The 25,630-nt window shown below is 43.4% G+C and carries 16 protein-coding genes; 7 read left to right on the top strand and 9 right to left on the bottom strand.

All coding sequences use genetic code 11. The annotated features are described in order from the left end of the window. Positions 1–70 precede the first annotated feature (70 nt). Positions 71–988 carry a radical SAM protein gene (locus tag VMW01_15890; GenBank protein ID HUW07731.1) on the top strand — a complete coding sequence of 306 codons (918 nt, stop codon included), beginning with the start codon at positions 71–73 and terminating at the stop codon, positions 986–988. A gap of 106 nt (positions 989–1,094) precedes the next feature. Then, positions 1,095–1,562 (top strand): SPOR domain-containing protein, encoded by a 468-nt coding sequence (locus tag VMW01_15895; protein ID HUW07732.1) that lies wholly within the window; start codon positions 1,095–1,097, stop codon positions 1,560–1,562. A gap of 373 nt (positions 1,563–1,935) precedes the next feature. On the opposite strand, the gene VMW01_15900 is transcribed toward VMW01_15895, so the two are convergent. From VMW01_15900 to VMW01_15935, 8 genes are all read right to left on the bottom strand, one after another. Continuing rightward, positions 1,936–3,612 carry an MFS transporter gene (locus VMW01_15900; GenBank protein HUW07733.1) on the bottom strand — a complete coding sequence of 559 codons (1,677 nt, stop codon included), beginning with the start codon at positions 3,610–3,612 and terminating at the stop codon, positions 1,936–1,938. 429 nt (positions 3,613–4,041) lie between these two features. Then, positions 4,042–5,313, bottom strand: coding sequence for an adenylosuccinate synthase (locus tag VMW01_15905; protein HUW07734.1), 1,272 nt, complete (start codon positions 5,311–5,313; stop codon positions 4,042–4,044). A 247-nt stretch (positions 5,314–5,560) separates the two neighbouring features. After that, positions 5,561–6,037 carry a transcriptional repressor gene (locus VMW01_15910; GenBank protein HUW07735.1) on the bottom strand — a complete coding sequence of 159 codons (477 nt, stop codon included), beginning with the start codon at positions 6,035–6,037 and terminating at the stop codon, positions 5,561–5,563. A 107-nt stretch (positions 6,038–6,144) separates the two neighbouring features. Next, positions 6,145–8,409, bottom strand: coding sequence for a bifunctional (p)ppGpp synthetase/guanosine-3',5'-bis(diphosphate) 3'-pyrophosphohydrolase (locus tag VMW01_15915; GenBank protein ID HUW07736.1), 2,265 nt, complete (start codon positions 8,407–8,409; stop codon positions 6,145–6,147). A gap of 24 nt (positions 8,410–8,433) precedes the next feature. After that, entirely contained in the window at positions 8,434–9,999 is a 1,566-nt protein-coding gene (locus tag VMW01_15920; GenBank protein ID HUW07737.1) for a hypothetical protein, read from the bottom strand. Positions 10,000–10,005: 6 nt separating this feature from the next. Beyond that, on the bottom strand, positions 10,006–11,283 hold the full coding sequence (locus VMW01_15925) for a pitrilysin family protein (protein ID HUW07738.1): 1,278 nt from the start codon (positions 11,281–11,283) through the stop codon (positions 10,006–10,008). Further along, entirely contained in the window at positions 11,273–12,535 is a 1,263-nt protein-coding gene (locus tag VMW01_15930) for a pitrilysin family protein (GenBank protein ID HUW07739.1), read from the bottom strand. The genes VMW01_15925 and VMW01_15930 overlap by 11 nt, the downstream gene beginning before the upstream one ends. A 3-nt stretch (positions 12,536–12,538) precedes the next feature. Next, a complete protein-coding gene (locus VMW01_15935; GenBank protein ID HUW07740.1) occupies positions 12,539–13,501 on the bottom strand; it encodes a nitronate monooxygenase in 963 nt (320 codons plus the stop codon). 148 nt (positions 13,502–13,649) lie between these two features. Here VMW01_15935 and VMW01_15940 point away from each other — a divergent pair, with 148 nt between their 5' ends. Beyond that, entirely contained in the window at positions 13,650–15,425 is a 1,776-nt protein-coding gene (locus VMW01_15940) for a chloride channel protein (GenBank protein HUW07741.1), read from the top strand. A gap of 78 nt (positions 15,426–15,503) precedes the next feature. Here the strand turns inward: VMW01_15940 and VMW01_15945 are convergent, their stop codons facing one another. After that, on the bottom strand, positions 15,504–17,618 hold the full coding sequence (locus tag VMW01_15945) for a S9 family peptidase (protein ID HUW07742.1): 2,115 nt from the start codon (positions 17,616–17,618) through the stop codon (positions 15,504–15,506). A gap of 489 nt (positions 17,619–18,107) precedes the next feature. Between VMW01_15945 and VMW01_15950 the strand changes: the two genes are divergently transcribed. The 4 genes from VMW01_15950 (at position 18,108) to VMW01_15965 (ending at position 25,611) form a co-directional block, all read left to right on the top strand. Then, entirely contained in the window at positions 18,108–20,417 is a 2,310-nt protein-coding gene (locus VMW01_15950) for a PAS domain S-box protein (protein ID HUW07743.1), read from the top strand. 284 nt (positions 20,418–20,701) lie between these two features. Next, on the top strand, positions 20,702–22,969 hold the full coding sequence (locus VMW01_15955; protein HUW07744.1) for an aconitate hydratase: 2,268 nt from the start codon (positions 20,702–20,704) through the stop codon (positions 22,967–22,969). Between the two features lie 23 nt (positions 22,970–22,992). Then, positions 22,993–24,330: a citrate synthase gene (locus VMW01_15960; GenBank protein HUW07745.1), complete on the top strand. Its 1,338-nt coding sequence runs from the start codon at positions 22,993–22,995 to the stop codon at positions 24,328–24,330. A 75-nt stretch (positions 24,331–24,405) separates the two neighbouring features. After that, entirely contained in the window at positions 24,406–25,611 is a 1,206-nt protein-coding gene (locus VMW01_15965; protein HUW07746.1) for an NADP-dependent isocitrate dehydrogenase, read from the top strand. The last annotated feature ends 19 nt before the right edge of the window (positions 25,612–25,630 follow it).

The following is a 25,630-nucleotide window of genomic DNA, read 5'->3' on the forward strand; positions in this document are numbered from 1 at the left end:
CAAGGGTTAATTAATTTCTATTTTTCGAAAGAAGGTGGTAATATACTATTTTTGCATGAATTATATGTCTATGCAATTAACCTATGAAAGGGGTTGTATCCTATGTCCTAGAAGGTGTGGTGCCGATAGGTCGTTACATGACTTAGGATATTGCCAATCATCTGTTGATCCAGGAATATCCTCCGTTTGCCTTCATCATGGAGAGGAGCCGGTGCTCTCTGGAGAGGTAGGGGTATGTAACGTCTTTTTCCAACATTGCAATTTGCAGTGCATTTATTGCCAGAACTACCAGATTAGCAATAACAAGATAAAGGAAGGCTCTGCCTATACGGTTTCGAAAGCTTCCGATGAAATTGAGCGTTTGCTCGATAAGGGGGCTACCATAGTTGGATTTGTATCGCCATCGCATCAGGTTATAGCTATGGTGAACATAGTAGAAGAGCTGCATAGGCGAAATAGGCAACCTCTAATTTTATACAATACCAACGGATACGATAGTGTAGATACTTTAAAAGAGCTTGAAGGAATAGTAGATATTTACCTACCAGATATTAAGTATGCTTCCAACGATCTTGGCGCTCTCCTGTCGAATGTGCCGAACTATTTTACGGTAGCATCTGCGGCATTAAAAGAAATGTATCGCCAAAAGGGGAGTTACCTGAGCCTCGATGAGCACAATGTTGCTGAAAGCGGCCTGATTATTCGCCATTTGGTATTACCTGGTTACATTGAGAATAGCAGGCACGTGCTTGATTACATAGCAGAGGAAATATCTGTAAATGTTCATGTTTCGCTTATGGCACAATTTGTTCCACCTTTAAGCTTACCTTCTGATAGTCCATTAAATTGCCTGCTTAGCCAACAGGATTATGCTAGTGTTGTGGAGCATTTTTATGCATGTGGGCTTCATAAAGGTTGGATGCAAGATATGGAAAGCGCTTTCACCTATACTCCCGATTTTACAAAACAACAGCCATTTGAGAACTAATTTTTAATTTATTGCACTTTTTTTAAGGTTTAAAGATGAAATATTTAACATTGTTCTTAAATTTACCTAGTTTCGTATTTAGTTCATCACTATAATTGACTTGACCATGAAAAGAATTGTGACAATAATCCTCGTTGCCTCCTTGTTTGCGGGGCTAGGAAGTTGTAATTACATGAAGAAAAAGGGGTGGATTAAAGATAAGAATAGCGAAATGGCTGCAGCAGCTAGGGTGGATAGCATACGTGCCGATTCACTTAAGCGTGTAGAGGCTCAGCGGATGGAAGCAGAGAAGGCTGCTAAGGAAGCAGCTGATTCGGCTGATGCTGCTGAAAAGGCTAAGTTGCAAGGTTTTCATGTTATCATTGGCAGCTTTAAGGTTGGACAATACGCAACTTCCTTTGCAAAAGAGGTAGAGACAATGGGCTATAAAACAACCATAGTAACCTCACCTAATGGTTTTAACTTAGTTTCGATAGGTAAGTATAACAACTATTCTGCGGCCTTCAAGGAAATTAGGCGTATAAATGAGGGTAGTGAAACGCCAATGGAAATGTGGGTTTATTCTGCCAATTAGTCAATGACTATTTAAATGCTTTTTCAGTTTTTGTTCAGTTTTTGTTCCCGACGTTGTCCTTCGACATTGTCGGGATTTTTTTTAAATAAGCGAAAACAATATGCGGTTTCTGAGTGGGCATGGTATATACATAACAAGGATAGCATTGGTCATCATTGCATGAATAATACGGCACGTTTACTTTCATACTGGTGGAATGTCACCTCCAAAGCCGATACTGGAGAGTCTGTAGTTTTAAGATAGTAGCATGATGGTATTTTTTGTGCGTAGGCTATCAAGGTATTCCGTTCCTTATTTTCCTTTCCATTCAAGAGATAAAAATTAAAAGCCCTGAACTTTCAGGGCTTTTAATTTTTATGAATTGCTTAGCTTGCTAGTTTTTAATATTGGGTAACTCCAGACCATAACCCTTCTTTCTATCTTCTGCCTTAAGCAGGAAGGCAAACAGCAGCGAGAGTATGCTCAGCGAGGTAAAAATTACCAAATCGAAGAAGTAATCGTACCGAAGGTTCAACTTAGTTTTTGCAATTATTGGGTAGATTGCTTCCGCTGTTCTCATTTCGATTTCCTTCTTGAACTTTCCTTTATCTTCTCCCTGGTTAATACCAGACAGAGCGATAGCTGTGTTTGCAGCAATACTGCTTTTTAGGCTTCCCATGTCAACCGATGAGGTTGGAACAGCCTCGTATATGGTATTTTGCACCAGCGAATCGATGGTGCGGCTGCTTGCTTTTTCGGCGAGCTGCGTAATTTCCTTACCGGTAAGACCGTAAGTTTTATCGGATAGCACCTGTAGGTAACCACTTGCAACGGCATCCTTTATAACCAGCTTGTTGGGGGTTACCTCCGGATTGGTTGCATTCAGAACTACACCCAACAGCAAAGGAATTGCCCACAGGCCAATATTCTGAATCCAGAAAATTACCGCATACGCGGTTCCGAGCTGCCTTTCAGGAATAATTTTGGGAACCGAAGGCCACATGGCGGCCGGAACCAACGAAAAACCGATTCCAAGGATGATTACCATTGCTGCTGCCAGCCACCATGCATTTAGGAAAGGAACGGTGAGGATACCGTGAACAAAAATCAGTATCAGCGCTCCAATAATCATGATTGTTGCCCCCTTTCCCTTCTTGTCGTAGAAAGTTCCAAACAGGGGGGTGAGGAAGATGGTACCAAAGGGGAGCAAGGCCGGAATTGCGCCTGCCAGGTTGGGGTTAACGTGGTACTTGTTAATCATCAAGTCGGTTGCGTAGAACAAAAACGGGAACACGGCCGAGTAGAACAGCACGCAGAGGATGGCGATATACCAGAAGCCCTTGTTCTTTATGATGAAGAGGATATCCTTCAGCTCGAAAGCCTCCTCCGCATCGTTTCCGTTGCTGCTCTGGGCTAGCGAAGCATCCAGCTTCTTATCCATAACCATGTAGATGATGAAGGCGGTTAGCGCAATCAGCATGAATACAAACGCTAGCAATACTGGAGAGGAGTAGGAGTAGGTTGTTGCCAGCGGCAAGGCAATGCCAAGCGCAACGGCGGTTCCCAAACGGGCAATGGACATCTGCATACCCATGGCCAGGGCCATCTCCTTGCCCTTAAACCACTTTACAATAGCCTTGGAAACGGTGATTCCTCCCGCCTCTGACCCAACGCCAAAGATTCCAAACCCAATTGCGGAGATTACTACCTGCGTTTTAATTCCAAAAATCATGGCGCCATCGGGGAACACGTGTATCAGCGCCCAGTAGTTAAGCCCGGTGCCAATAACCATCATTAGGGTGGCCATAATACCGGTAAAGCGGATGCCCATCTTATCGAGGATAATTCCGCTGAAGATCAGCATGAACAGGAAAACGTTGAACCAGGTGTAGGAGGAGGTATATATCCCGAAGTCGGAGCTGTTCCATCCTAAAATGCTCTCCAGCATCGGCTTAACCGGCGAAAGGGCATAGTTAAAATAGTATGCACCAAACATTGATAGCGATACTATTATCAGCGCGGTCCACCTCGCCTTTTTCGAGTCGCGTAATGTAGTAATCAGGTGTTCCATAAATACATCAGTTAATTGTTAATTTTTGGTTGGTAAATTTAGAAAATAAATTGAAGCAAAACCTATTATTACACTAAAGTTTCCCAACCTTGAAAACATTGAAATACAAGCCTAGGCGAGGGTAGAGACGTATTGAAGAATGATGTAAATTGCTAATTGTTAATTGGATAAAAATACTATTGTTGGTTTATAATTAGATTACTGCAAGTGAAACCAAAAATTCCAACTTGCCCGAAATGGAAAGTGCTTTGTGAAGCGTTGAGAAGATTTTGCAGGGAGATTTCCTACTTTATCTCAACCGTCACATAAAACTTTTTTTGTTTCAATATTATTTGTAAGACATTCTGCTCCTGTAAAGAAATTTAGATGAGCATATGAAAAAGGAGCGGGTTAAGCCCGCTCCTTTTTCATCCAAATATTGATTTTGGTCTATTCTTTAGGTCGAAATATAGTGGCTTCCCTGTCTGGTCCAACCGATATAATGGTTATGGGAACCTTAGTCTCAGCCTCAATAAACTTAACATACTCCATCAAATTTTGAGGTAGTTTGGAAACTTCATGAAATGAAGCTATCGGGGTATCCCAACCTTTGAATTCCTTATAAACAGGTTCAATTTTAGCCTCGATATCGTAGGGCAATTCTTGGGTTTCCTTACCATCGACCTTGTAGGCAACTGCAACTTTAATAGTGTGGAAGGAGTCAAGCACATCGGCCTTGGTCATAATTAGCTGGGTAACACCGTTGAGCATGATGGCGTATTTGAGGGCTACCAAATCGAGCCAGCCACAGCGGCGAGGGCGACCAGTAGTAGCACCAAATTCTGCTCCAATTTTCCGAAGTTGCTCGCCAGTGGCATTTTCTTGCTCGGTTGGGAATGGCCCGCTACCAACTCGAGTGCAGTAAGCTTTAAAGATTCCAAAGACTTCACCAACCCTGTTTGGTGCAATTCCGAGACCAGTGCAAGCACCTGCACATACTGTATTTGAAGAGGTGACATAGGGGTAGGAGCCAAAGTCGATATCGAGGAGCGAACCTTGAGCACCTTCGGCAAGAATGGTTTTATTATTCTCCAAATGGCGGTTTATCTCGTATTCACTGTCTACCAACATCATCGATCTAATTACCTCAATGCCTTGCATCCATTGTGTTTCGTATTCGGAGAGGTCGTAGTCGTAGTTGTATTGGCGAAGAAGATCTTTGTGCTTGTTAGTAAGAAAGGCATACTTCTCAGCAAAATTTTTAGAAAGAATATCCCCAATGCGAAGCCCGTTTCGGCCTGTTTTGTCCATGTAGGTTGGGCCTATTCCTTTGAGCGTTGATCCAATCTTAGTTTTCCCTTTGGCCGCTTCAGATGCGGCATCGAGTATCCGATGAGTTGGCAGTATTAGGTGGGCCTTTTTTGAGATGTAGAGCGTTTTCTCGGGTACTACCCCCATTGCCTGCAGTTTGCTGATTTCATCAGCAAATATTACTGGGTCTATCACCACTCCATTACCAATGAGATTTACCACCCCCGGCCTGAAAATGCCTGAAGGAATAGTGTGTAGCACATGTTTAATGTTGTTAAACTCAAGCGAGTGTCCTGCATTAGGACCTCCCTGAAAACGTGCAATAACATCGTAATGCCCAGCAAGCACATCCACAATTTTACCTTTACCCTCGTCCCCCCATTGGAGGCCAAGAAGAACATCTACTTTCATTCTCAACTCTGTTATTAGTATGGTGTAACTCTAATTGCTAACAATAGAAACTGTGCAATTGGTCCAACGATTGTTAATATGGAGGCTTTCTTATGATTTATTCGCGTTAGTGCCTGATCTTCAACACTATTCCGTTGGGAATTGCAGCCCAAGTTAGCGATTTTTTGTCAAATTGCCAGCATGTTTTTGAGCAGGGTAAAGGGATGTATCTTTTAGGACTAGCAAAGACCTGAGATCTAGATGATCGTCATTTTTTCTTGTCCATGCAATCCTTGCAGAGCCCATAAAAGTATAGGGAATGGTAAGAAATTCTGAAGTTCATAAGGCTGCCTGCCGTTTCCTGAATTTCCTGAATTCGGGGGTCACAAAACTCAATAACTGCGCCACAGTTGGTGCATATAAGATGGTCGTGCTGGCGGCATTCGTATGCTTTCTCGAATTGGGCCATGTTTTTGCCAAACTGATGCTTGGTAACTAGGCTACATTCCAGAAGTAGCTCGATGGTGTTATAGAGAGTTGCTCTTGAGACCCGGTAATTCTTATTCTTCATGAAGATGTAGAGAGTCTCAATATCAAAGTGCCCATCGCGAGAGTAAATCTCATCCAAGATGGCAAACCGCTCCGGAGTCTTTCGGTGGCCACGTTTTTCAAGAAAGTCGGTGAAAATCTTTTTTACTGTTTCTTTGGAATCGATGCAAATCATGGCGTTGCTCCTGCTTTTCAATATCCGAATGTAGTAATGTCACTACAAACCTAATGCTAATTTAGATTTATTTAAAGAAAGAACACCAAATATTTACAAAAAGTTTAGCGAGGGCAGCATAGTTTTGATCAATCTTCTATCTTTTCGATTCTCTTTACGGCATCAATACCCTTGATTTTCATGACGTTCATTATAAGATTGTTCAGGTCGCTAGCGCTATGAACATAGAGGTCGATAAAACCTTCAAAAATTCCATCATGGCTATCGATGTGGAGCTTGCGAATATTTACGTTTAATTCGTCAGATATTACCTTGGTAAGCTCTGCAACAATTCCTATGCGGTCGATTCCTCGAATCTCTATGCTTGTAAGGAAGGAGAGGATTTTATGAGTAGTCCACTTCACGGTAAGCATTTGGTCACCATATTGTGAGGAGAGCCTTACTACCTCGGAGCACTTGGTGTTATGAACAGAAACTTTCCCATCGCTGTCGATGAAGCCAATGACGTCGTCACCGGGAATGGGGTTGCAGCATTGAGCAATGCGATAATCGAGGTTGTCGTCGGAGATGTCTTTTAGAAGAAATGGTGTTTTTTTATCGATTTTTGTGGGCATGGTGGGGGTTGCCGCCTCAGAAATTTTGCGCTTTCTGGGGTTGTTGAAAAGTGATAGGCTCCAGTAACGAATCCATTTGTTCTGGGCGTTCTTTTTGAGGATCTTCTTCAGGTCATCAAGGTTAATAATGCCGGCGCCAAGCTTACTGTAAAGCTCATCTTTGGAGAGACATTCGTAGGCAGGAAGAAGCTTTCGAAATACACGGCTACTTGGCTTTACACCATTTTCAAGAAGTTTCTCCTCAAGCATCTTCTTGCCAACTCCAATTCTATTTTTCGTATCCGCCTTAAGCGAATTCTTGATGGCCTGCTTAGCTTTGGCAGTTGCGACAAATTCCAACCATTCTCGCTGTGGCCGTTGCAACTCTGCGGTAAGAATTTCTACTTGGTCACCGCTCTGCAGAGTTTGGCTGAGGGCAGCCAACTTGTGATTCACCTTGGCGCCAATTGCCCTGTTGCCTATTTCGGAGTGAATCTCGTAAGCAAAATCGAGCGCAGTGGCACCTGCGGGAAGTGTTTTGGTTTCCCCTTTAGGTGTGAATACATATATCTCAGCAGCGAAAAGGTTGAGCTTAAACTCGTCGAGGAATTCTAGGGCGTTCGATTGAGGGCTCGAAAGGGTTTCCTTTATTCGAGTAATCCACTTGTCAATCTCCGATTCATAGGATACGTGTTCCTTGTACTTCCAGTGTGCGGCAAATCCTCTTTCGGCAATGTCGTCCATACGCCTCGACCTGATTTGCACCTCAACCCACGTGCCTCCTGGTCCCATAACTGTGAGATGGAGCGCTTCGTAGCCGTTTGCCTTTGGGGTGCTTACCCAGTCGCGAAGCCTATCTGGTTTTGGCTTATAGATGTCGGTTATTATGGAGTATATATGCCAACATTGCGTTTTTTCAGGAATACCTGGATAGGGATCGAAAATGATGCGGATAGCAAATAGATCGTATATTTCCTCAAATGGAACATTCTTGGTTTGCATCTTCTTCCAAACGGAGTAGATGCTTTTGGGTCGGCCGCTTATCTCAAACTCAATACTGCTTTCCTCTAATTTTTGAATAATGGGAAGCGAGAACTTGTTGATAAACTGCAGGCGACTTTTTTCGCTTTCAGCAATTTTGTTTTTTATCTCCTCATAAATGTCTGGGAATCGATACTTCAGACTTAGGTCCTCCAACTCTGTTTTAATGGCATAGAGGCCGAGTCGGTGAGCAATTGGGGCATAGAGGTAGACTGTTTCGTTGGCAATTTTAATCTGCTTATGTCTTGGCATGAATCCAAGAGTGCGCAAGTTGTGCAACCGATCGGCCAACTTTATGAGCATTACCCTTACATCGTCGGTAAGGGTGAGCAGCATTTTGCGAAAATTTTCTGCCTGGAGGGAGGAGTTTTTGTCAAATACCCCAGATATTTTGGTAAGCCCGTCAATGAGTGAGGCAATCTTATCGCCAAACATGTTGCGCATGTCCTCAAGCGAATACTCGGTATCTTCCACTACATCATGCAGAAGAGCAACAGTAACAGATTTAGCTCCTAGGCCAATTTCTTGAGCACAAATTTTTGCGACTGCAATTGGGTGCAGAATATAAGGCTCGCCCGATTTCCGTCTAACTCCCCTGTGTGCTTCGTTGGCAAGATTGAAGGCTTTGGTTATCAGCTTTACATCTTCTTCTGAATTGCACCGAACGCAAGATTTTAAAAGGTCTTCAAACTGTTCCTGAATCAGCTTGCGTTCACTTTCAGTTTGGAGAGAATGCTCATCACTAACTTGTAATTTCATATTCTTGGTAAGGCTCGCAAAATATTACTGTTTACGGTAAACAACATTCACGGTTCCGTTTTTTTCCACCACATCACCATTAGGGAGAGTCACTTTTAGCAAGTAAATGTAAGATCCTGGTCTTGCAAATTCTCCATGGTTAATACGCCCGTCCCAACCGGTTGTTCCATCGTAAAGAAGCTTTCCGTTACGGTCGAAAACCTGAAGCGTGAAATCTGCCGTAAAACCAATAATTGGTTCGAATCTATTGCGCCGTTTATTGGTGGTCGGATTTATCATCTCACTCAATGGGTCAATTGCATCGGGCATTATTATGTCGGGTGTAATAACCGCACACTTAACTTGAGATTGGCTAATAGTTTGAATATTGTTCTTTTGCCAGTGTGCTTCAATTTTGTAGCACACCTCAGGGGCCATGTTTTGACCTTTGAGCGATGTGAGATCGTCGGTGTAAGTTTCAATGGAAAGGTTGTTGGCAAGTTCAATAAAGTCAGGATCGACGGAGGTTTTACGCCATACTGAGTAGCTGTAAGTTCCGCCCTGGCTTGGATAGGGTAGCCAGAAGAGAATGTTTTGTTCGCCGGCATTGCGTATGGTTAACGATTCACTACGGGCAGTGTCCGATTTTGCTACCACGTTGCCGCATGCGTTGGTGGCGGTGAGATAGTAGTAGTATGTTCGTCCTCTAGCCAAATTTTGGTCAGTAAATTCAACCTCAAACTTGTCGGAGAAGGTATGAATGTTGCTGAATAAGTTTGCGAGATTATCGCTCCTGAAAATTTCAAAATTGGTCACCTCTGTTTGACTGTCGATGTTGTAATGCAGCCTAACCTTTGTGTCCAGTGAAACAAGAGAATCAAAGGCAAGTGTTGCGGGAGGAAGGGGCATGTGTGTGAACTTGGAAAAGTGATTCGACCAAGAGGAGATGCTATCGACATCATCCTTGACGGCCAAGATGGCGAAATGATACCATTCGTTTTCGGTGGCATTTGTCAATGCGTAAGAGGTATCGGTGCCAGCTACAGTAGCTATTTTAACAAGGGAGCTCGGATTGAAGTTTTGAGCACCATTGCTGGAGTAAACGTAATAATGCTTGATGCGATTGCCCCAGCCAATGTATCTAGTCCATCGAATGTTTAGGGTGGCTTTGCAGCTGTCATACTGGGTAATGCCCCACATGGTTGTGTGGAGATCGGTGAGTTTGCTTGGTTCGGTTTTTCCCTTGGTCGCCATCTTGTAGGTTTCAGACTTCAAGGAGCCATCAACGTTTATATCGGTATAGGTAAAAACATTGCTAGCAACTGAGTCGATGGCAATATAGGCCATGTTGCCGAGCTGGTCTGTTTCAAGATGGTAGATAATATATCCGAAAATTAATGAATCGGGACTTGGGCTTCGGTTCCACCCCAAGGTAATACGACCAGTGGTGAGGTTGTTGGTAATATACTTAAAGACTGGAGGATCAGGTTTTTGCGCAAAAGCGCATTGCGTAATGGCGCTCAACAACAGGGCTACTGCTGTAACCCTAATTTGGTTCGTTACTTTTTTGTTTAGCCGGCGAACCCATGCTTGTGCTTGGTGTGCTTCCATGGCATACTATCCTACAATGCAAATTTTTAAATCGTTGGGCGAAAGATACTGCTGGGCAAGCAGTAATAGCTCATCTGCAGTGACAGCCGCCGTCTCCTTATAAGCCTCTGTAAGGTAGCTAAAATCTTGATCAAACATACTCAAACTTTCAAGAATTTCTGACAGCGCCATTGGGCCGTCCACGCTGCGAATCATCTCTCCCGCTATGTAGTTCTTAACTAGGACTAACTCTTCATCAGAAATTTTTTCAGTCCGCAAGCGTTCAATTTCTTTCATCACCTGATCGATGGTGTCTTGCTGATACTGTTTTCCGACCTCAGTGCTGATTACAATTATTCCTGCTTCCTTGAAAGGTACAAGTGAGGCGTATATCCCGTAAGTGTATCCTTTATCTTCCCTAATATTTTTCATTAATCGTGAGCCAAAATAGCCACCCAAAACTGTTATTAAAATACTCAGTTTTACGTAATCGGGATGATTTTGGGTTATGGAAATTTTGCCTATTCTGATGGCCGTTTGAACAGCGTTATCCTTTGTAAACGTAAGCTGCTTTTCCGATGCCGATGAGGGAATGGGAAAGCGTTTGGGCATGCCGGGCGTTGTCTTTAGCCATGCTGCATTGCCAAAAAAGTGTTCGAGTAGTGGTATCTGCTGGTGGCACGACTTTCCTGCTAGAATAATAAGACACTCTTCAGGCTTATAGTACTCTTTATGAAAATTGACTAGATCCTCGAGCATAAGTTTGCTATAGCTTTCTGGCGTAGCATATGAACCATAGGGATGCTTTTCACCAAAAAGCATTGCTTGGTGCTGCTCTCTTGCCAGATAGGCAACCTTTTGTCGCTCAACAGTTAGCTGCTGCATCCTCTTGTTAGTTAGAGTTTCAAACTGTTTAGCAGGGAATGTTGGGTATAAAAGGATCTCCTGCAGCAATGGTAGGAGATTCGGTACATACTTCCCCAAACAGTATAGCGAGATTCCTGCTTTGTCGCGGTCAATGCCTTGATCGGTATAGGCTCCATGGTATTCCAACAATTCTGCTAGCTGATTGGCCGTGTGACTTTTTGTTCCTTCTGTGAGCATCGATAGGGTCGTGGCTGCAACCAAAGGTTTAGTTTGGTAGCGCGTTCCAGCATTAAACAAAAAGGTAATTCGCAGCACATCCTGCGTGCCTCCTTCCACCATGTGAACAGGAATTCCATTGCTCAGCGTATGGCTATGGCTAGAAATTATATCCAGTGATTCAGGTAGGGAGAAAATGGGGGCTATAATTCTATTGAGCATGGCGGTCGTTTGAGTTTGTTTCAGGTAAATAATAGAGGATAGAACACTTCTCCGTTTTAAAGATGCTTTGTGAAACGCGGACGATGTCGGCAACGGTAATGTTTTGGTATAGTTCTACCTCGTGGTTGATAATGTCTGCATCACCAAGTAGCTCATAAAATCCAAGGTTCATTGCTTTGGAAAGAATGGTTACCTCCGAAAACATGATGCTTGATTCAAATCGGTTTTTTACCTTTTGCAGCTCATAGTCTGATGGTGGATTGGTGCTCATTCCAAAAAGTTCATCCCACAGCGCTTGCTCTGCCGTCTCCATAGTAACTCCATCGGCTAAACGTCCAGTAACAACCAGCAATCCCGGGTCAATATCGCCAGTAATAAAGGCATTTACTTCGGAAAAAAGTTGTCTGTTTTGAACACAGTTAACAAACAGCCTTGAGGACTTTCCGTTCGAAAGAATATCGGATATTAGATCTGTAACTTGGTAATCCCTGTTTTTTCTACCCGACATAGGAAAGGCCATGTAAATGGAAGAGTAGGGTACATCCCTGGTAACCTTGAGGTGTCGAGCCTCCGCTTGTTCTGGCTCAGGGGGTAGGTTGCGTGGTTTAACGTTGCGATGCTCAATGTTTCCAAACCATTTTTCTACAAGGCTAAAAATCTCTTCTGGGTTTACATCACCTGCCACCGTAAGAATGGCATTGTTGGGTGCATAGTGCGAGAAGAAAAAGTTTTTCACGTCCTCGAGCGAGGCATCTCTAATGTGATCCACTGATTTGCCAATGGTTGCCCACTGGTAAGGATGCACCTTGTAAGCAAGTGGGCGGAGCAATAGCCAGACATCACCGTACGGTTGGTTTAAGTAGCGCTGGTTGAACTCTTCAATAACGACGTTTCGCTGAACCTCCAAACTCTTTTTGGAGAAGGCAAGGCTTAGCATACGGTCGGACTCTAGCCAAAATGCAGTTTCTATATTTTCCTTGGGAAGTGTTATGTAGTAGTTGGTAAGGTCGTTGTTGGTAAAGGCATTGTTTTCGCCACCCACCAGCTGTAATGGTTCATCGTAGGATGGAATGTTAACCGAGCCACCAAACATAAGGTGCTCAAACAAGTGGGCAAACCCAGTTTTGTCCGGAGCCTCATCCTTTGAACCAACATTGTAAACAATGTTCACGGCAACGAGTGGTGACGAGTTGTCGGTATGTACAATAACAGTTAAACCGTTGGAAAGTATTTTTTTTTCGAATTCGATCATGCGTTAATGAGTAAAGTTGTATTTGCTACTGTTGGTCAAATCGTAAAATGCTACTTTGTAATCGTGAAGCAACTTGCCAAAGATTTCACCTGCTGGAAGTATTTCGGTAAGAAGCGCGGAGATTTGTCCTATTTCCAATTCTCCGTTCACCATATCACCCTCAAAGATACCTTTTTTTGCTCTCCCCTTTCCAAGCAGCTGCGATAGTTCTTCAGCCTTGGCTCCATTCGCTTCAGCCTGAGTTACACTTTCGAAGAAAGCATTTTTTATCAGCCTTACTGGTGCTAACTTTTTGAGACAAAGCATGGTGTCTCCCTCGGTAATGTCAATTACTTTTTGCTTGAATGCGGGACTAGCAGAGGATTCTTTTGCAACGGCAAATGCCGACCCGATTTGAACGCCATCGGCACCCAGAAGCATGGCAGCCAGTATTCCTTCTCCAGTACCAATTCCACCTGCTGCCAGAAGTGGAAGATTTGTTGCTCTGCGTACGGCTGGAATGAGGGTCAAAGTGGTGGTCTCCTCCCTGCCATTGTGACCTCCTGCTTCAAAGCCTTCAGCTACAATGCCGTCTACGCCGGCCTCCTCAGCTTTCTTTGCAAACTTGGCGCTCGATACTACATGCACTACCGTAACACCATTCTCTTTTAGCTTTGAAGTCCACGTTTTTGGATTTCCAGCAGAGGTAAAAACAATTTTAACTTTCTCCTCTATGACAATGTCTATTAACTTTTCCACTTCAGGGTAGAGGAGCGGTATGTTTACACCAAATGGATTTTGAGTTGCTTGTTTCGCCTTTTGAAGGTGTTCTCGCAGGGTGTCGGGATGCATGGAGCCAGCGCCTATGAGGCCAAGACCTCCGCTTTGGCTAACTGCGGTGGCAAGCTTATAGCCGCTGCACCAAACCATTCCACCTTGGATGATAGGATATTTTATACCAAAGAGGGTACAGATTTTGTTTGCCATGGTTAGTTTTTTTGCAAACTTACTAAAATAATAGTGTTGGGACCTCAGGCATCACGTGAGCATGTCGGGTAACATATTCACAAATTGGTTTGATAATGCTACCTTTGCTGTTTCAAATTTTTAATCTGCAATCTGTGCTGTTCCTAATATGATAAGGGTAAAAAGTGTGTTTATAAGATTGCTCTTTGTGCTACGTCGGACTGAGCCAAAGCGGTTAATCCTTATTTTGAGTTTTGTTGTAGGTATCTTAAGCGGGTTGGCTGCTGTTATTCTCAAGAACCTCATTCATCTAATACAGCACCTTCTTATCAGTTGGATTCCTATCGATCATGGGAGTTTGCTATTTCTTGCCTACCCAATGCTAGGTATTTTGCTTACCGTTTTTTTTGTTAAGTACTTTGTCAAGGATAATATTTCGCATGGCATAACACGCATTTTGTATGCCATATCGCGCCGCGACTCCCGCCTAAAGAGGCACAATACTTACACATCGATGGTGGCCTCGTCCCTAACCATCGGTTTCGGAGGCTCGGTAGGTTCTGAGGCACCGATTGTGCTTACCGGTGCAGCTTTGGGCTCGCAGGTGGGACAATATTTGGGTCTCGACTACAAAAAAATAACGCTATTAGTAGGTTGTGGTGCTGCTGGAGCAATTGCAGGGATTTTTAAAGCTCCGCTGGCAGGTTTGGTATTCACCTTAGAGGTGCTTATGCTTGACCTTACCATGGCATCTATTATACCCCTACTTATATCAGCGGTTTCCGCTGCTACCATTTCAAGTTTTTTGCTTGGAAGCCAGGTTCCTTTTGAGGAGAATCTTCTGGAACCCTTTCACATGTCCAACATTCCATTATACATTATCTTGGGAGTGGTTTGTGGTTTGGTTGCCTATTACTTCACCGAAACAACGTTAAAAATTGAACGCAGCCTATCTAAAATTGATAGCTGGGTAAAACGGTTGCTAATTGCTGGAGCCGCATTGGGGCTTCTTATCTTTTTATTTCCGCCACTTTATGGAGAGGGTTACGATACGCTAGAGGCCTTTTTTAATGGTCATGCAGTAAACGTTTTTGAAAACACTTTTTTCTATGCCTACCGAGATAATTTTTGGATAACCGTCATTTTCTTAACGCTAGTGCTGTTCCTAAAGGTTTTAGCTATGGCATTTACTAATGGCGCTGGTGGTGTTGGTGGTATATTTGCACCATCCCTATTCATGGGTGGTGTGGCTGGATTTGTCGTAGCAACTATCATAAATGCTACTGGCTTTGTGCAGGTTTCTGTGGTTAACTTTGCAATGGTTGGCATGGCCGGTATGATGTCGGGGGTAATGCATGCACCGCTGACATCAATGTTTTTAATAGCTGAAATTACGGGTGGTTACGAAATGATTGCTCCGCTGGCAATTACTGTCACACTTGCCTACATTACCATTATTTACTTTGAGCCTCACTCGTTGTATACCAAGAGGTTGGCTCAACAGGGCGACCTTATTACGCATCACAAGGACAAGGCGGTGCTCACCTTGCTTCGATTAGACAAAGTGGTCGAAAATGATTTCTTACCGGTTAACCCCAACGATACTTTAGGTGAGCTGGTGAAAATAGTTTCTAAATCGAAACGGAACCTTTTCCCCGTTCTGGATGATGATAAGCTGCTTCTTGGTATTGTGCTGCTCGATGATATTCGCCATATCATGTTTGATCCTGAACTTTACCATACCATGCTGGTAAAGGAGTTTATGACCCTCCCGCCCGAATGGGTGAGCCTTGATGAACCGATGGAATCGGTATTGAAGAAATTTGAGGAGACTGGAGCTTGGAATTTACCAGTTGTTACTAAGGGTGAATACCAAGGATTTGTTTCAAAGTCGAAAATATTCTCGGCCTATAGAAATATGCTGGTCCAGTTCTGTGACGAATAAGCCTAGTTAAGCGTTTGTAAAAATATTAAAGGGAGGGTAGCCATAAGGCATCCTCCCTATTTTATTTGCGTTAACGGCTTACTCGTCTTTTCCAAGAAGATGAAGCATGAATGCGTAGTTGAAAGCAACTTCGTGCAACGACTTGAACCGTCCCGATGCACCACCATGTCCAGCATTCATGTCAATTTTGAAAAGCAAGAGGTTGTTGTCCGTTTTCATATCGCGGAGCTTTGCAACCCACTTTTCCGGCTCAAAGTACTGCACTTGAGAATCGTAAAAACCACTGGTTACAAGTATATTAGGATACGCCTTCCTCTCAATGTTGTCGTAGGGTGAATATGATTTTATGTAGTCGTAGTATTTCTTTATTTTGGGGTCACCCCACTCGTCAAACTCCCTGGTGGTTAGAGGTATGCTTTCATCAAGCATGGTTGTAACTACATCAACAAAGGGAACTTCGGCAATTATTCCCTTGTATATGTTGGGATCCATGTTAGCAATGGCACCCATGAGTAAGCCTCCTGCACTACCTCCTTCGGCAAATAGTTTGTTGGAACTGGTGTAGCCTTGTTGTATCAAGTATTTTGAACAGGCGATAAAGTCGGTGAATGTGTTTTTTTTATGGAGAAGTTTACCATCTTCATACCACTGCCGGCCAAGAAACTGTCCGCCACGGACATGAGCAATGGCATAGACAAAACCACGGTCGAGAAGGCTAAGGTAGGAGGCACTAACGTATGGGTCAATCGTGAATCCATATGAACCATAGCCATAAATAAGAGTTGGGTTGGAGCCATCAAGTTTTATACCCTTGCGATAAACAATGCTTATTGGGATCATGGTTCCGTCTGGAGCTTTGGCCCACAACCTTTTTGCTTCATAGTTTTCAGGTTTGAATTTGCCCCCAAGTATCTCTTGCCGCTTTAGCAACTCCTTCACACCCGTGTTCATGTTCACTTCATAAGTTGAGTTTGGTGTTGTTAAAGAAGTGTAGCTATATCGGACTTTGTCGCTGTTGAAGTTTGGGGTGTAGTCAAGATAGGCGGTATAGGTTTCTTCACCAAAAGTTATTGTTTTTTCCGCTTTTGTTTTCCAGTTAATTATTCTAATGTTTGCCAACCCTTGCTTGCGCTCTTGGACTACTAAATAGTTTTTGAAAATGTCGATATTTTCGAGAAGAACGTCAGTTCGGTGGGGAATTACCTCTTTCCAGTGCTGCTTTTGAGGAGCTGCAATAGGCGTTTCCATCAGCCTGAAATTTTGAGCATCAAGGTTGGTTATGATGTAAAACTTATTTCCAAAGTCTTGGACGGAATAGAGGAGGTCTCGCTCTCGAGGTTGAACAACCGTAAATGGCATATCTGGGGTGTTGGCATCTACGTATTGATATTCCGTTGACATGGTTGAGAATGATACGATGTAGACGAACTTGTCAGTCTTGGATTTATCCAAAGAAAGGTCAAACGTTGAGTCCTTCTCGTAAAACACGAGCTTGTCATTCGCTTCGTTGGTTGTTGTTAATTTATGCTTAAGGATTTTAAAGGGACGTAGAGACTCGTCTTTGATACTATAAAAAATGGTGTTGTTGTCGTTTGCCCAAACTGTTTCCCCGGTGGTGTTCGCAATTTTTGTTGGAAGGAGCTTACCCGATTCAAGGTCCTTGAAATAAATGGTGTATTTCCGCCTACTCAATGTGTCTATACCATAGGCTAAAATATGGTTGTTGGTACTCACCGATAAATCGGCTACATCACAAAAACTATGTCCTTTAGCGAGGTCATTCACGTTGAGTAATACCTCTTCGGGTGCAGCCAAACTACCTCTCTTCCTACAGTATATGGGATATTCCTGATTTTTCTCAAATCGTGTATAGTAATAGAAATCTTTGTAGAAGTATGGCACGGTTGCATCCTCCTCCTTTATTCTTTCCTTCATTTCGTTGAAGAGTTTTTCTTGAAGATGTTCGGTTGGCTTCATCACTGCATCGGTGTAGACATTTTCGGCCTTGAGATTGGCAAGAACCATTGGGTTGTTGCGCTCGTTCATCCAAAAGTATGGATCAACCCGCGTGTCTCCCATAGTAACCATCATGTGGGGTATTTTCTCTGCAGTAGGAGGTTTTACTCTTGCACAAGAGAAAAGAATTCCACCAATTAGGAGCAGCGTGATAGTTTTTAGGTTAGCCCTTGTCATTGCCTTAGGTTGAGGTTAAAGAAAATTACAGATGCTGCGAATCGTCTGTCAACTTACCAAAGTTAGTGCAAGCGATGTTACGGGTCAAGTTTAACAGAGATTATGTTCTGCTTCCTTCCTGATTTCCTTGTTTTATTTCTGCTTGTATTTGAGCCTATTCCTCTCACCATAAATGGATGGAAGCGGTTAACCTGTGGTTTTGATGAGAACACTAGGCTTGCTAATTTGAAAACTTAAATAAAACTTCCCAAATTCGTTTTGTGAGGCATCCTTTTAATGTTTTTTGCTTTATATTTGGGTAGGTTCTAGCTATTCGTTAACAACATCTTCGGTAGGTTGGGGCTAAATAAATTCGTTTGTCAATCAAATAAATCGATTAGCCAAAATGCATCGATTGTATGAGTTATGTGATTTCAATTTGTCGTTGTATAAGAAGCTATCTGCTATTTTTGCGGCAGTTTGCTAAATAAGTATTTATTCCCTAGAAGGTTGACGGAAAAAGAACAGAGTGAGAAGATAAAGTATCTTGAGCAGGAACTTGCTGCATTGAGGTATAGAAATCATTCGATTACTATGGCACTGGACGAATGTCCCGAAGCCATTGCCATTACCAATCCGGATGGCCATATCGAGTATGTTAATCCAGCCTATACAGCAATTTCAGGATATTCTCGAGCAGAGATCGTAGGCAAAAATACTTCCTTTCTGATTAGTGGTGATAACAATGAATTGGTATATGCAGATTTATGGAAGACCGTTTTAGAAGGTAACCGCTGGGAGGGAGAGATTTCTAACCGGAGAAAGGATGGGACCACCTACTGGGAGAAAAACACTATTGTTCCCTGCAAAAATGAAAAGGGCGAAATAACTCATTTCGTTTTCACCAAGGTTGATGTTACCCCATTTAAGGACAAGGTGTCGGGACAGCAGGAGACGCTCTTCTGGCAAAAAAAGATTTTAGAGACACTCCCTATTGGAATGGCTATTGAATCGGGCGGAAAGATTATTTGGGTAAACGCTAATTTTGAAGAGATTACCAGCATTAATGTGGATGCAATAATCGGCAAACCAATAGAAGAACTTTTTCCAGTGCGCAAGAGGCTAGAAAATCTCAGCACGCGGGCGAAGGAGGAAATCACCAAGGGCAGAACATTTCAAACTGAGCTTAAACTCAAGCATCAAATTAGTGGGGAAATATGGTGTGGACTTAAGGCTATTGGGCTTAATTACGACAACCTTCAGGTAGAAATTGTTTGGCTCCTTCAAGATATAACCAATCGAAAGCAGGTAGAGAAGAAGTTGAGTGAGAGTGAGGAGCTGTATCGTAATGCATTTAGTCGCAATGCCAGCGCCATGTTTGTGGTTTCTTATCCCAATGGTAAAATCTTGGAGGCTAACGATGCTTTTGAAACGCTTACTGGATTTCAGAAAAAGTATGCTATTGGACGTACTACCAAGGATCTTTATATCTGGAGCAATCAGGGTCACCAGACTATCTACTCTCAAATTGAAGCACAGGGCATTGTACGCGATTATGATGCTCACTACTACACCAAAAATCGGCATAAACGAAGCTGTCGGCTTAATGTAGCCTTGGTCGATAACCATAACGCCAGGCGGTTATTTGTTTCATTTGTAGATACCACTGCACAAAGGCAAGCAGTTAAAGCACTCAAGGAGAGCGAGGAGATGTTTCGCTTTATGGCGGAGGGTATTAGCGATGTTATCAGCTTGCATAATCCGGACATGGCAGCAACCATAAACTATATTTCGCCGGCAATAAAACAGATAACAGGACGCAGTCCAGAAGAGCTTATAGGTAAATCACCTGAGGTATTGATTTTCCGTGACGATTGGATCGACAACGTTACAAATGCTATGCTTCGGATGTATACAGGTGGTAGCCTTCTCGAACTGGTTGAGTTTAGAGTATTCACCACCGGCGGAGATATTCGATGGGTTGAATCTACGCTTAAACCAGTGTCGGATGAGAGTGGGAAAATTACATTGATTATTGCTGTATCGCGAGACATAAGCCATAGAAAGGAGATCGAACAACAACTTCGGGAAGTGAATAGCATGAAGGACAAGTTCCTTTCAATCATCGCCCATGATCTTAAAAATCCATTCAATGCCTTACTGGGCTTCTCCAGCCTGCTCCTAAGTAATTTAGCGGAGTATGATCGTAATAAAATCATGGAGTTTGTGTCTGAAATTCATGATGCCGCACAGGGTGGGGTAGAACTTCTTGAAGAGTTAATGCAGTGGGCCATGGTGCAGTCAGGGGCAATGACCTTTGCACCCGAATTGGTGAAGTTGTCAGATATATCAAAGGAAGTCTTTGAACTTGCATCCATTCAGGCGGCTACAAAGCATCTATTCTTAGTCGATAATATTTCCGAACGATTTGAAGTGTTTGCTGATAAGCGAATGGTTGCAACTATCCTCCGAAATCTTGTGACAAATGCCATTAAGTTTACTAAGCCTGGTGGTGTTGTGAGAATTACAGCCGAAAAGATGGATACGCAAATTGCAGTCACAGTAGCTGATTCTGGCGTTGGTATTCAGCAGCACGACCTTGAGAAACTCTTCCGAATTGATGTTAAGCCAAGTGAAATAGGTGCCAACTCCGTGGGGAAGGGCACCGGTCTTGGACTCATTCTGTGTGATGAATTTGTGAAGAGACACGGAGGAACAATTTCTGCCAAGAGCGTTTTTGGACAGGGTGCCGAATTCACTTTTACTCTGCCAGCTCCTCCAAAAGAACCATTGTTGTTGGTTGCTGGCAAGAAGTTATAGCTGCTACCGTTCTCCACTGCTGATGCCAATCAGAAAAGCAGCATCCCAACAAAATTCCACTTTTCAGTCACCATTTTCCTCGCATTTATAATAATCATCGGTGTATCGATATATGTTAACTTGTATATGTCGTCGATATCTTTATTTTTGCATTTCTAATCTGTAGAATTGAAGGCATAATAGAACTTTCAAAGAAGTTTATTGTTTAAGATTTGAATTCATTTGAACGACAATCGCAGAACTTTTTTTGAAATAGTTGATATACAGAACAAATTCACTGCATTATGGTTTTCGACATTGAAATGATAAAGTCGGTTTACCGCCGACTACCGGAAAGAGTTACAAAAGCACGTCAGGTGCTTGGGCATCCTCTTTCTTTAACTGAAAAAATTTTGTATTCACATCTATGGGAAGGAATTCCCTCCAAACCATTTGCCCGTGGTAAGGATTATGTGGACTTTGCCCCAGACAGGGTAGCCATGCAGGATGCTACGGCTCAAATGGCGTTACTTCAGTTTATGCAGGCGGGAAAAAGCAAGGTGGCGGTTCCTTCTACTGTCCATTGCGACCATCTCATTCAGGCAAAGCACGGCGCCATTGACGACCTTAAAGTTGCATTGACTACCAACGAAGAGGTTTACAGTTTTCTGGCATCGGTTAGTAATAAATACGGTATTGGCTTTTGGAAGCCCGGTGCTGGAATCATTCACCAAGTGGTTCTTGAAAACTATGCTTTCCCAGGTGGATTAATGATTGGAACCGACTCTCATACGGTTAATGCAGGTGGTTTAGGCATGGTGGCCATTGGAGTTGGTGGTGCCGATGCGGTGGACGTAATGGCTGGTATGGCCTGGGAGTTGATGTTTCCGAAGTTCATCGGCGTTAAGCTTACCGGAAAGTTGAGCGGTTGGACATCTGCCAAGGACGTAATTCTAAAAGTTGCTGGCATTCTTACTGTGAAAGGTGGAACTGGCTGTATTCTTGAGTATTTTGGAGAGGGTGCCAAGTCTATTTCTGCCACAGGTAAGGGGACCATTTGCAATATGGGTGCAGAAATAGGTGCTACTACCTCACTGTTTGGCTACGACGATAAGATGAAAAACTATCTTGCAGGTACTGGTCGCAAGGAGGTTGCTACTCTTGCTGATGGAATTGCTGAACATCTTACTGGAGATGCGGAAGTTTATAGCCATCCTGAAAAATATTTTGACCAGATAATTGAGATTGATCTTTCAACCTTAGAACCACACATTAATGGACCATTTACTCCAGATAAGGCATGGCCGCTATCACAGTTTGCCAAGGCCGTAAAGGAAAATGGCTGGCCACAGAAGCTCGAGGTTGGTTTGATTGGTTCCTGCACCAACTCTTCCTACGAGGATATTACCCGGGCAGCTTCAGTTGCAAAGCAAGCACTGGCTAGTGGTCTTAACGTTAAGTCTGAGTTTACCGTAACTCCTGGTTCGGAGCAGGTGCGCTACACCATTGAGCGAGATGGACTTTTAGGCGTTTTTGAAAATATTGGAGGAACGGTTTTGGCAAATGCCTGCGGACCTTGTATTGGGCAGTGGGCAAGGCACAATTCCGACAAGGGCGAGAAGAACTCAATCATAACCTCGTTCAATCGGAACTTTGCAAAGCGTAATGACGGGAATCCGAATACCTATGCATTTGTTGCATCGCCTGAGATTGTCACTGCTTTTTCCATTGCTGGCGATTTAGCGTTTAATCCAATGACAGATTTTCTAACCAATAAAAAGGGTGATAAGATCAAACTTGCCGAACCAGAAGGGATTGAAATGCCACCTGCTGGTTTTGCAGTAGGCGACAATGGCTATCAATCTCCCGCAATTGATGGTTCTGCCATTCAAATTGCAGTTTCTACAGATTCAAAACGCCTTCAACTGCTAACGCCTTTTCTAGAATGGAACGGGAAGGACTTTCTTGGCTTACGGCTGCTCATTAAGGCAAAGGGTAAGTGTACAACCGACCATATTTCAATGGCTGGCCCATGGCTGAAATACAGGGGGCACCTCGAGAATATTTCTCAAAATATGCTAATTGGAGCAGCCAATGCCTTTAACGATAAGGTAAATCTGGTGAAGAATCTTCTTACTGGCGAATATCTTCCCGTACCAACTGCTGCGTTGGCGTACCGTAATGCCGGTATTGGCTCCATTGTGGTTGGTGATGAAAACTATGGCGAAGGATCATCTCGCGAGCATGCTGCCATGGAGCCTCGCTTCCTAGGTGTGAAGGTGATTTTGGTTCGGTCGTTCGCTCGTATTCACGAAACGAATCTCAAGAAGCAGGGGATGCTTGCGCTGACCTTTGCCAACAAAGCCGACTACGACAAGATTCGGGAGGATGACGCCATAGATATTGTTGGGCTAGAGCATATTGTGCCCGGCAAGAACCTCGTGGTTGTTTTGCACCATGCCGATGGTTCCACCGAAAAATTTGACGTTGTTCATACTTACAACGAAAATCAGCTGGAGTGGTTCCGTGCTGGTAGTGCCTTGAACTTGATAAGAAAAATGGAAAAGCATTAAAGTAACTTAAATCACGAATAGCTATGAATAACCTTGAGCATTGGGCCTCTTTGGCCGAAAAGTCTAGCACAATAGATAACGATCTTTACGCGAAATTTGACGTTAAGCGTGGATTGAGAAACGCTGACCAAACGGGTGTGCTTGTTGGACTTACTAACGTTGGTACCGTTGTAGGTGTGGAAAAAACAGAAGCGGGTGCTGTCCCAGTCCAGGGCCGCTTGGAATACAGGGGAATAGGCATAGATAAGATCGTCCATGGATTTCAGCAGGATAAGCGACAAGGCTACGATGAAACCGTGTATCTGCTTCTCTTTGGCAAGTTGCCTACTTCTGGTGAGTTGGCTGAGTTTTCGGCATACCTTGCCCAGCAGCGGTACCTTCCAAAATACTTCACCAAGGATATTATTCTGTCATTCCGTGGTCGTGATGTTATGAATATGCTTGCCCGCTCGGTACTTTCGCTATATACGCAAGATGACAACCCCGATGATGTATCCACAACTAACCTTTTACTCCAGAGCTTAAGCCTCATTGCTAAGTTTCCTGCGATTGTGGCCTACTCATTCCACGGCATGCGTTACCACTACATGAACAAAACGTTGGTAATTCGTCATCCAAAGCCGGAGTTGAGCTCTGCTGAAAACTTCCTTTACATGCTCAAAGGTGGCAACAGATACTCTCCACTCGAAGTTGAAATTCTTGACCTCATGCAGGTTTTGCATGCCGAGCACGGTGGTGGTAATAACTCATCCTTCACTACACACGTGGTGTCGAGCTCGCTTACCGATACCTACTCAGCCATTGCTGCTGCACTTGGTTCGCTCAAGGGACCTCTTCATGGCGGTGCAAATATCAAGGTTATGGCCATGGTAGACGACATAAAGAGTAACGTTCGTAATTGGGATTCCGAAAAGGAAGTTTCTGATTATCTGCGCAAGATTTTGGACAAAAAAGCTTTTGACGGCTCTGGTAAAATTTATGGGTTGGGGCATGCAGTTTATACCCTCTCCGATCCACGCGCAATTCTGCTAAAGGAAAAGGCTAGAGATATTGCTAAGGAAAAAGGTAAATCGGATGAATTTGACCTTTATGACTTGATTGAGAGGATTTCTCCGGACCTTTTCACTGAGCGCAAAGGCGACGGTAAGGTAATTGCCCCTAACGTGGACTTTTACTCTGGCTTTGTAAATTGTGCTCTCGATATCCCACCACAAATTTACACTCCTCTATTTGCTATGTCGCGTATTGCTGGTTGGTGTGCACATCGTATTGAGGAGATTAACAGCGCCAAGCGTATAATCCGTCCCGCTTACAAGGCTGTTGGGCCAAAAATTGACTACGTTGCACTAAATAAAAGGTAGACATTTTAATTTTTTTTGCCGGTGAGCTTTAACTACAACCGGCAATTTTTATTTATCGATTAATAAGTTGACAAGATGAGTAGTAAAATACAGATGAAAAACCCTCTGGTGGAGGTCGATGGCGACGAGATGACCAGAGTATTATGGCCCATAATTAAAGAGAAACTTATTCAGCCTTTTATTGATCTTAAAGTGGAGTATTACGATCTCGGTATCGAAAATCGTGATGCTACCAACGATGAAGTAACCGTTGAGGCAGCCAAGGCCATTAAAAAATGGGGTGTTGGTGTTAAAAATGCAACCATTACTCCAAATGGTGCACGAGTAAAAGAGTATAACTTAAAGAAGCAGTGGTTGTCGCCTAATGGAACAATTAGGGCGATGCTTGATGGAACTGTGTTTCGCAAACCCATCTTGGTGAATAATATTGAGCCATCAATCAAGAGTTGGAAAAAGCCTATAATTGTTGGCCGTCATGCATATGGTGATGTTTATAGGGCCGTGGAAACATTTGCTTGCAGGGCTGGTAAGGCGGAGTTGGTGTTTACCGAAAAATCGGGAAAAGAGAAGCGCGTGACCATTCATGAGTTTGAGCATGCTGGTGTTTTGCAAGCAATGCATAATACCGAGGAGAGCATCCAAAGTTTCTCCCGTAGCTGCTTTAACTATGCACTTGATCAGAAGATGGACCTTTGGTTTGCAACAAAAGACACCATCTCCAAAACTTACGATCAGCGTTTCAAAATTGTTTTCCAGCGGGTATTCGAAAAATACTATGCTGAAAAGTTTGCTGCGCTGGGCATTCATTACCACTATACCCTTATCGATGATATGGTGGCTCGCCTAGTTAAGAGCGATGGTGGATTTTTGTGGGCTTGTAAGAACTACGATGGTGATGTGATGAGCGACTTGGTTGCTTCCGCATTTGGATCGCTGGCTATGATGACCTCTGTACTCGTTTCACCGAAAGGCTATTTTGAGTATGAGGCTGCCCATGGAACAGTTCAGCAGCACTACTATCGCTACTTAAAGGGTGAAAAAACTTCTACTAACCCAACAGCGCTGATATATGCCTGGACAGGAGCGCTTCGAAAGAGGGGAGAGCTGGACTCCATTCTCGCCCTGCAACAATTTGCCGATAAGCTCGATAGAGTCTTGGTAGAGACTGTGGAGGAGGGTGTCATGACAGGTGATTTGGCTCGTCTTTGCAATCCTCCTGCTAAAACAATTCTTTCGGGAGAGGACTTTATTATTGAGCTAGGTCGTCGCATGGCTTTATAGCAATACTACAATTCCAATA

It is taken from the genome of Williamwhitmania sp. (genome assembly GCA_035529935.1).
GTDB lineage: Bacteria > Bacteroidota > Bacteroidia > Bacteroidales > Williamwhitmaniaceae > Williamwhitmania.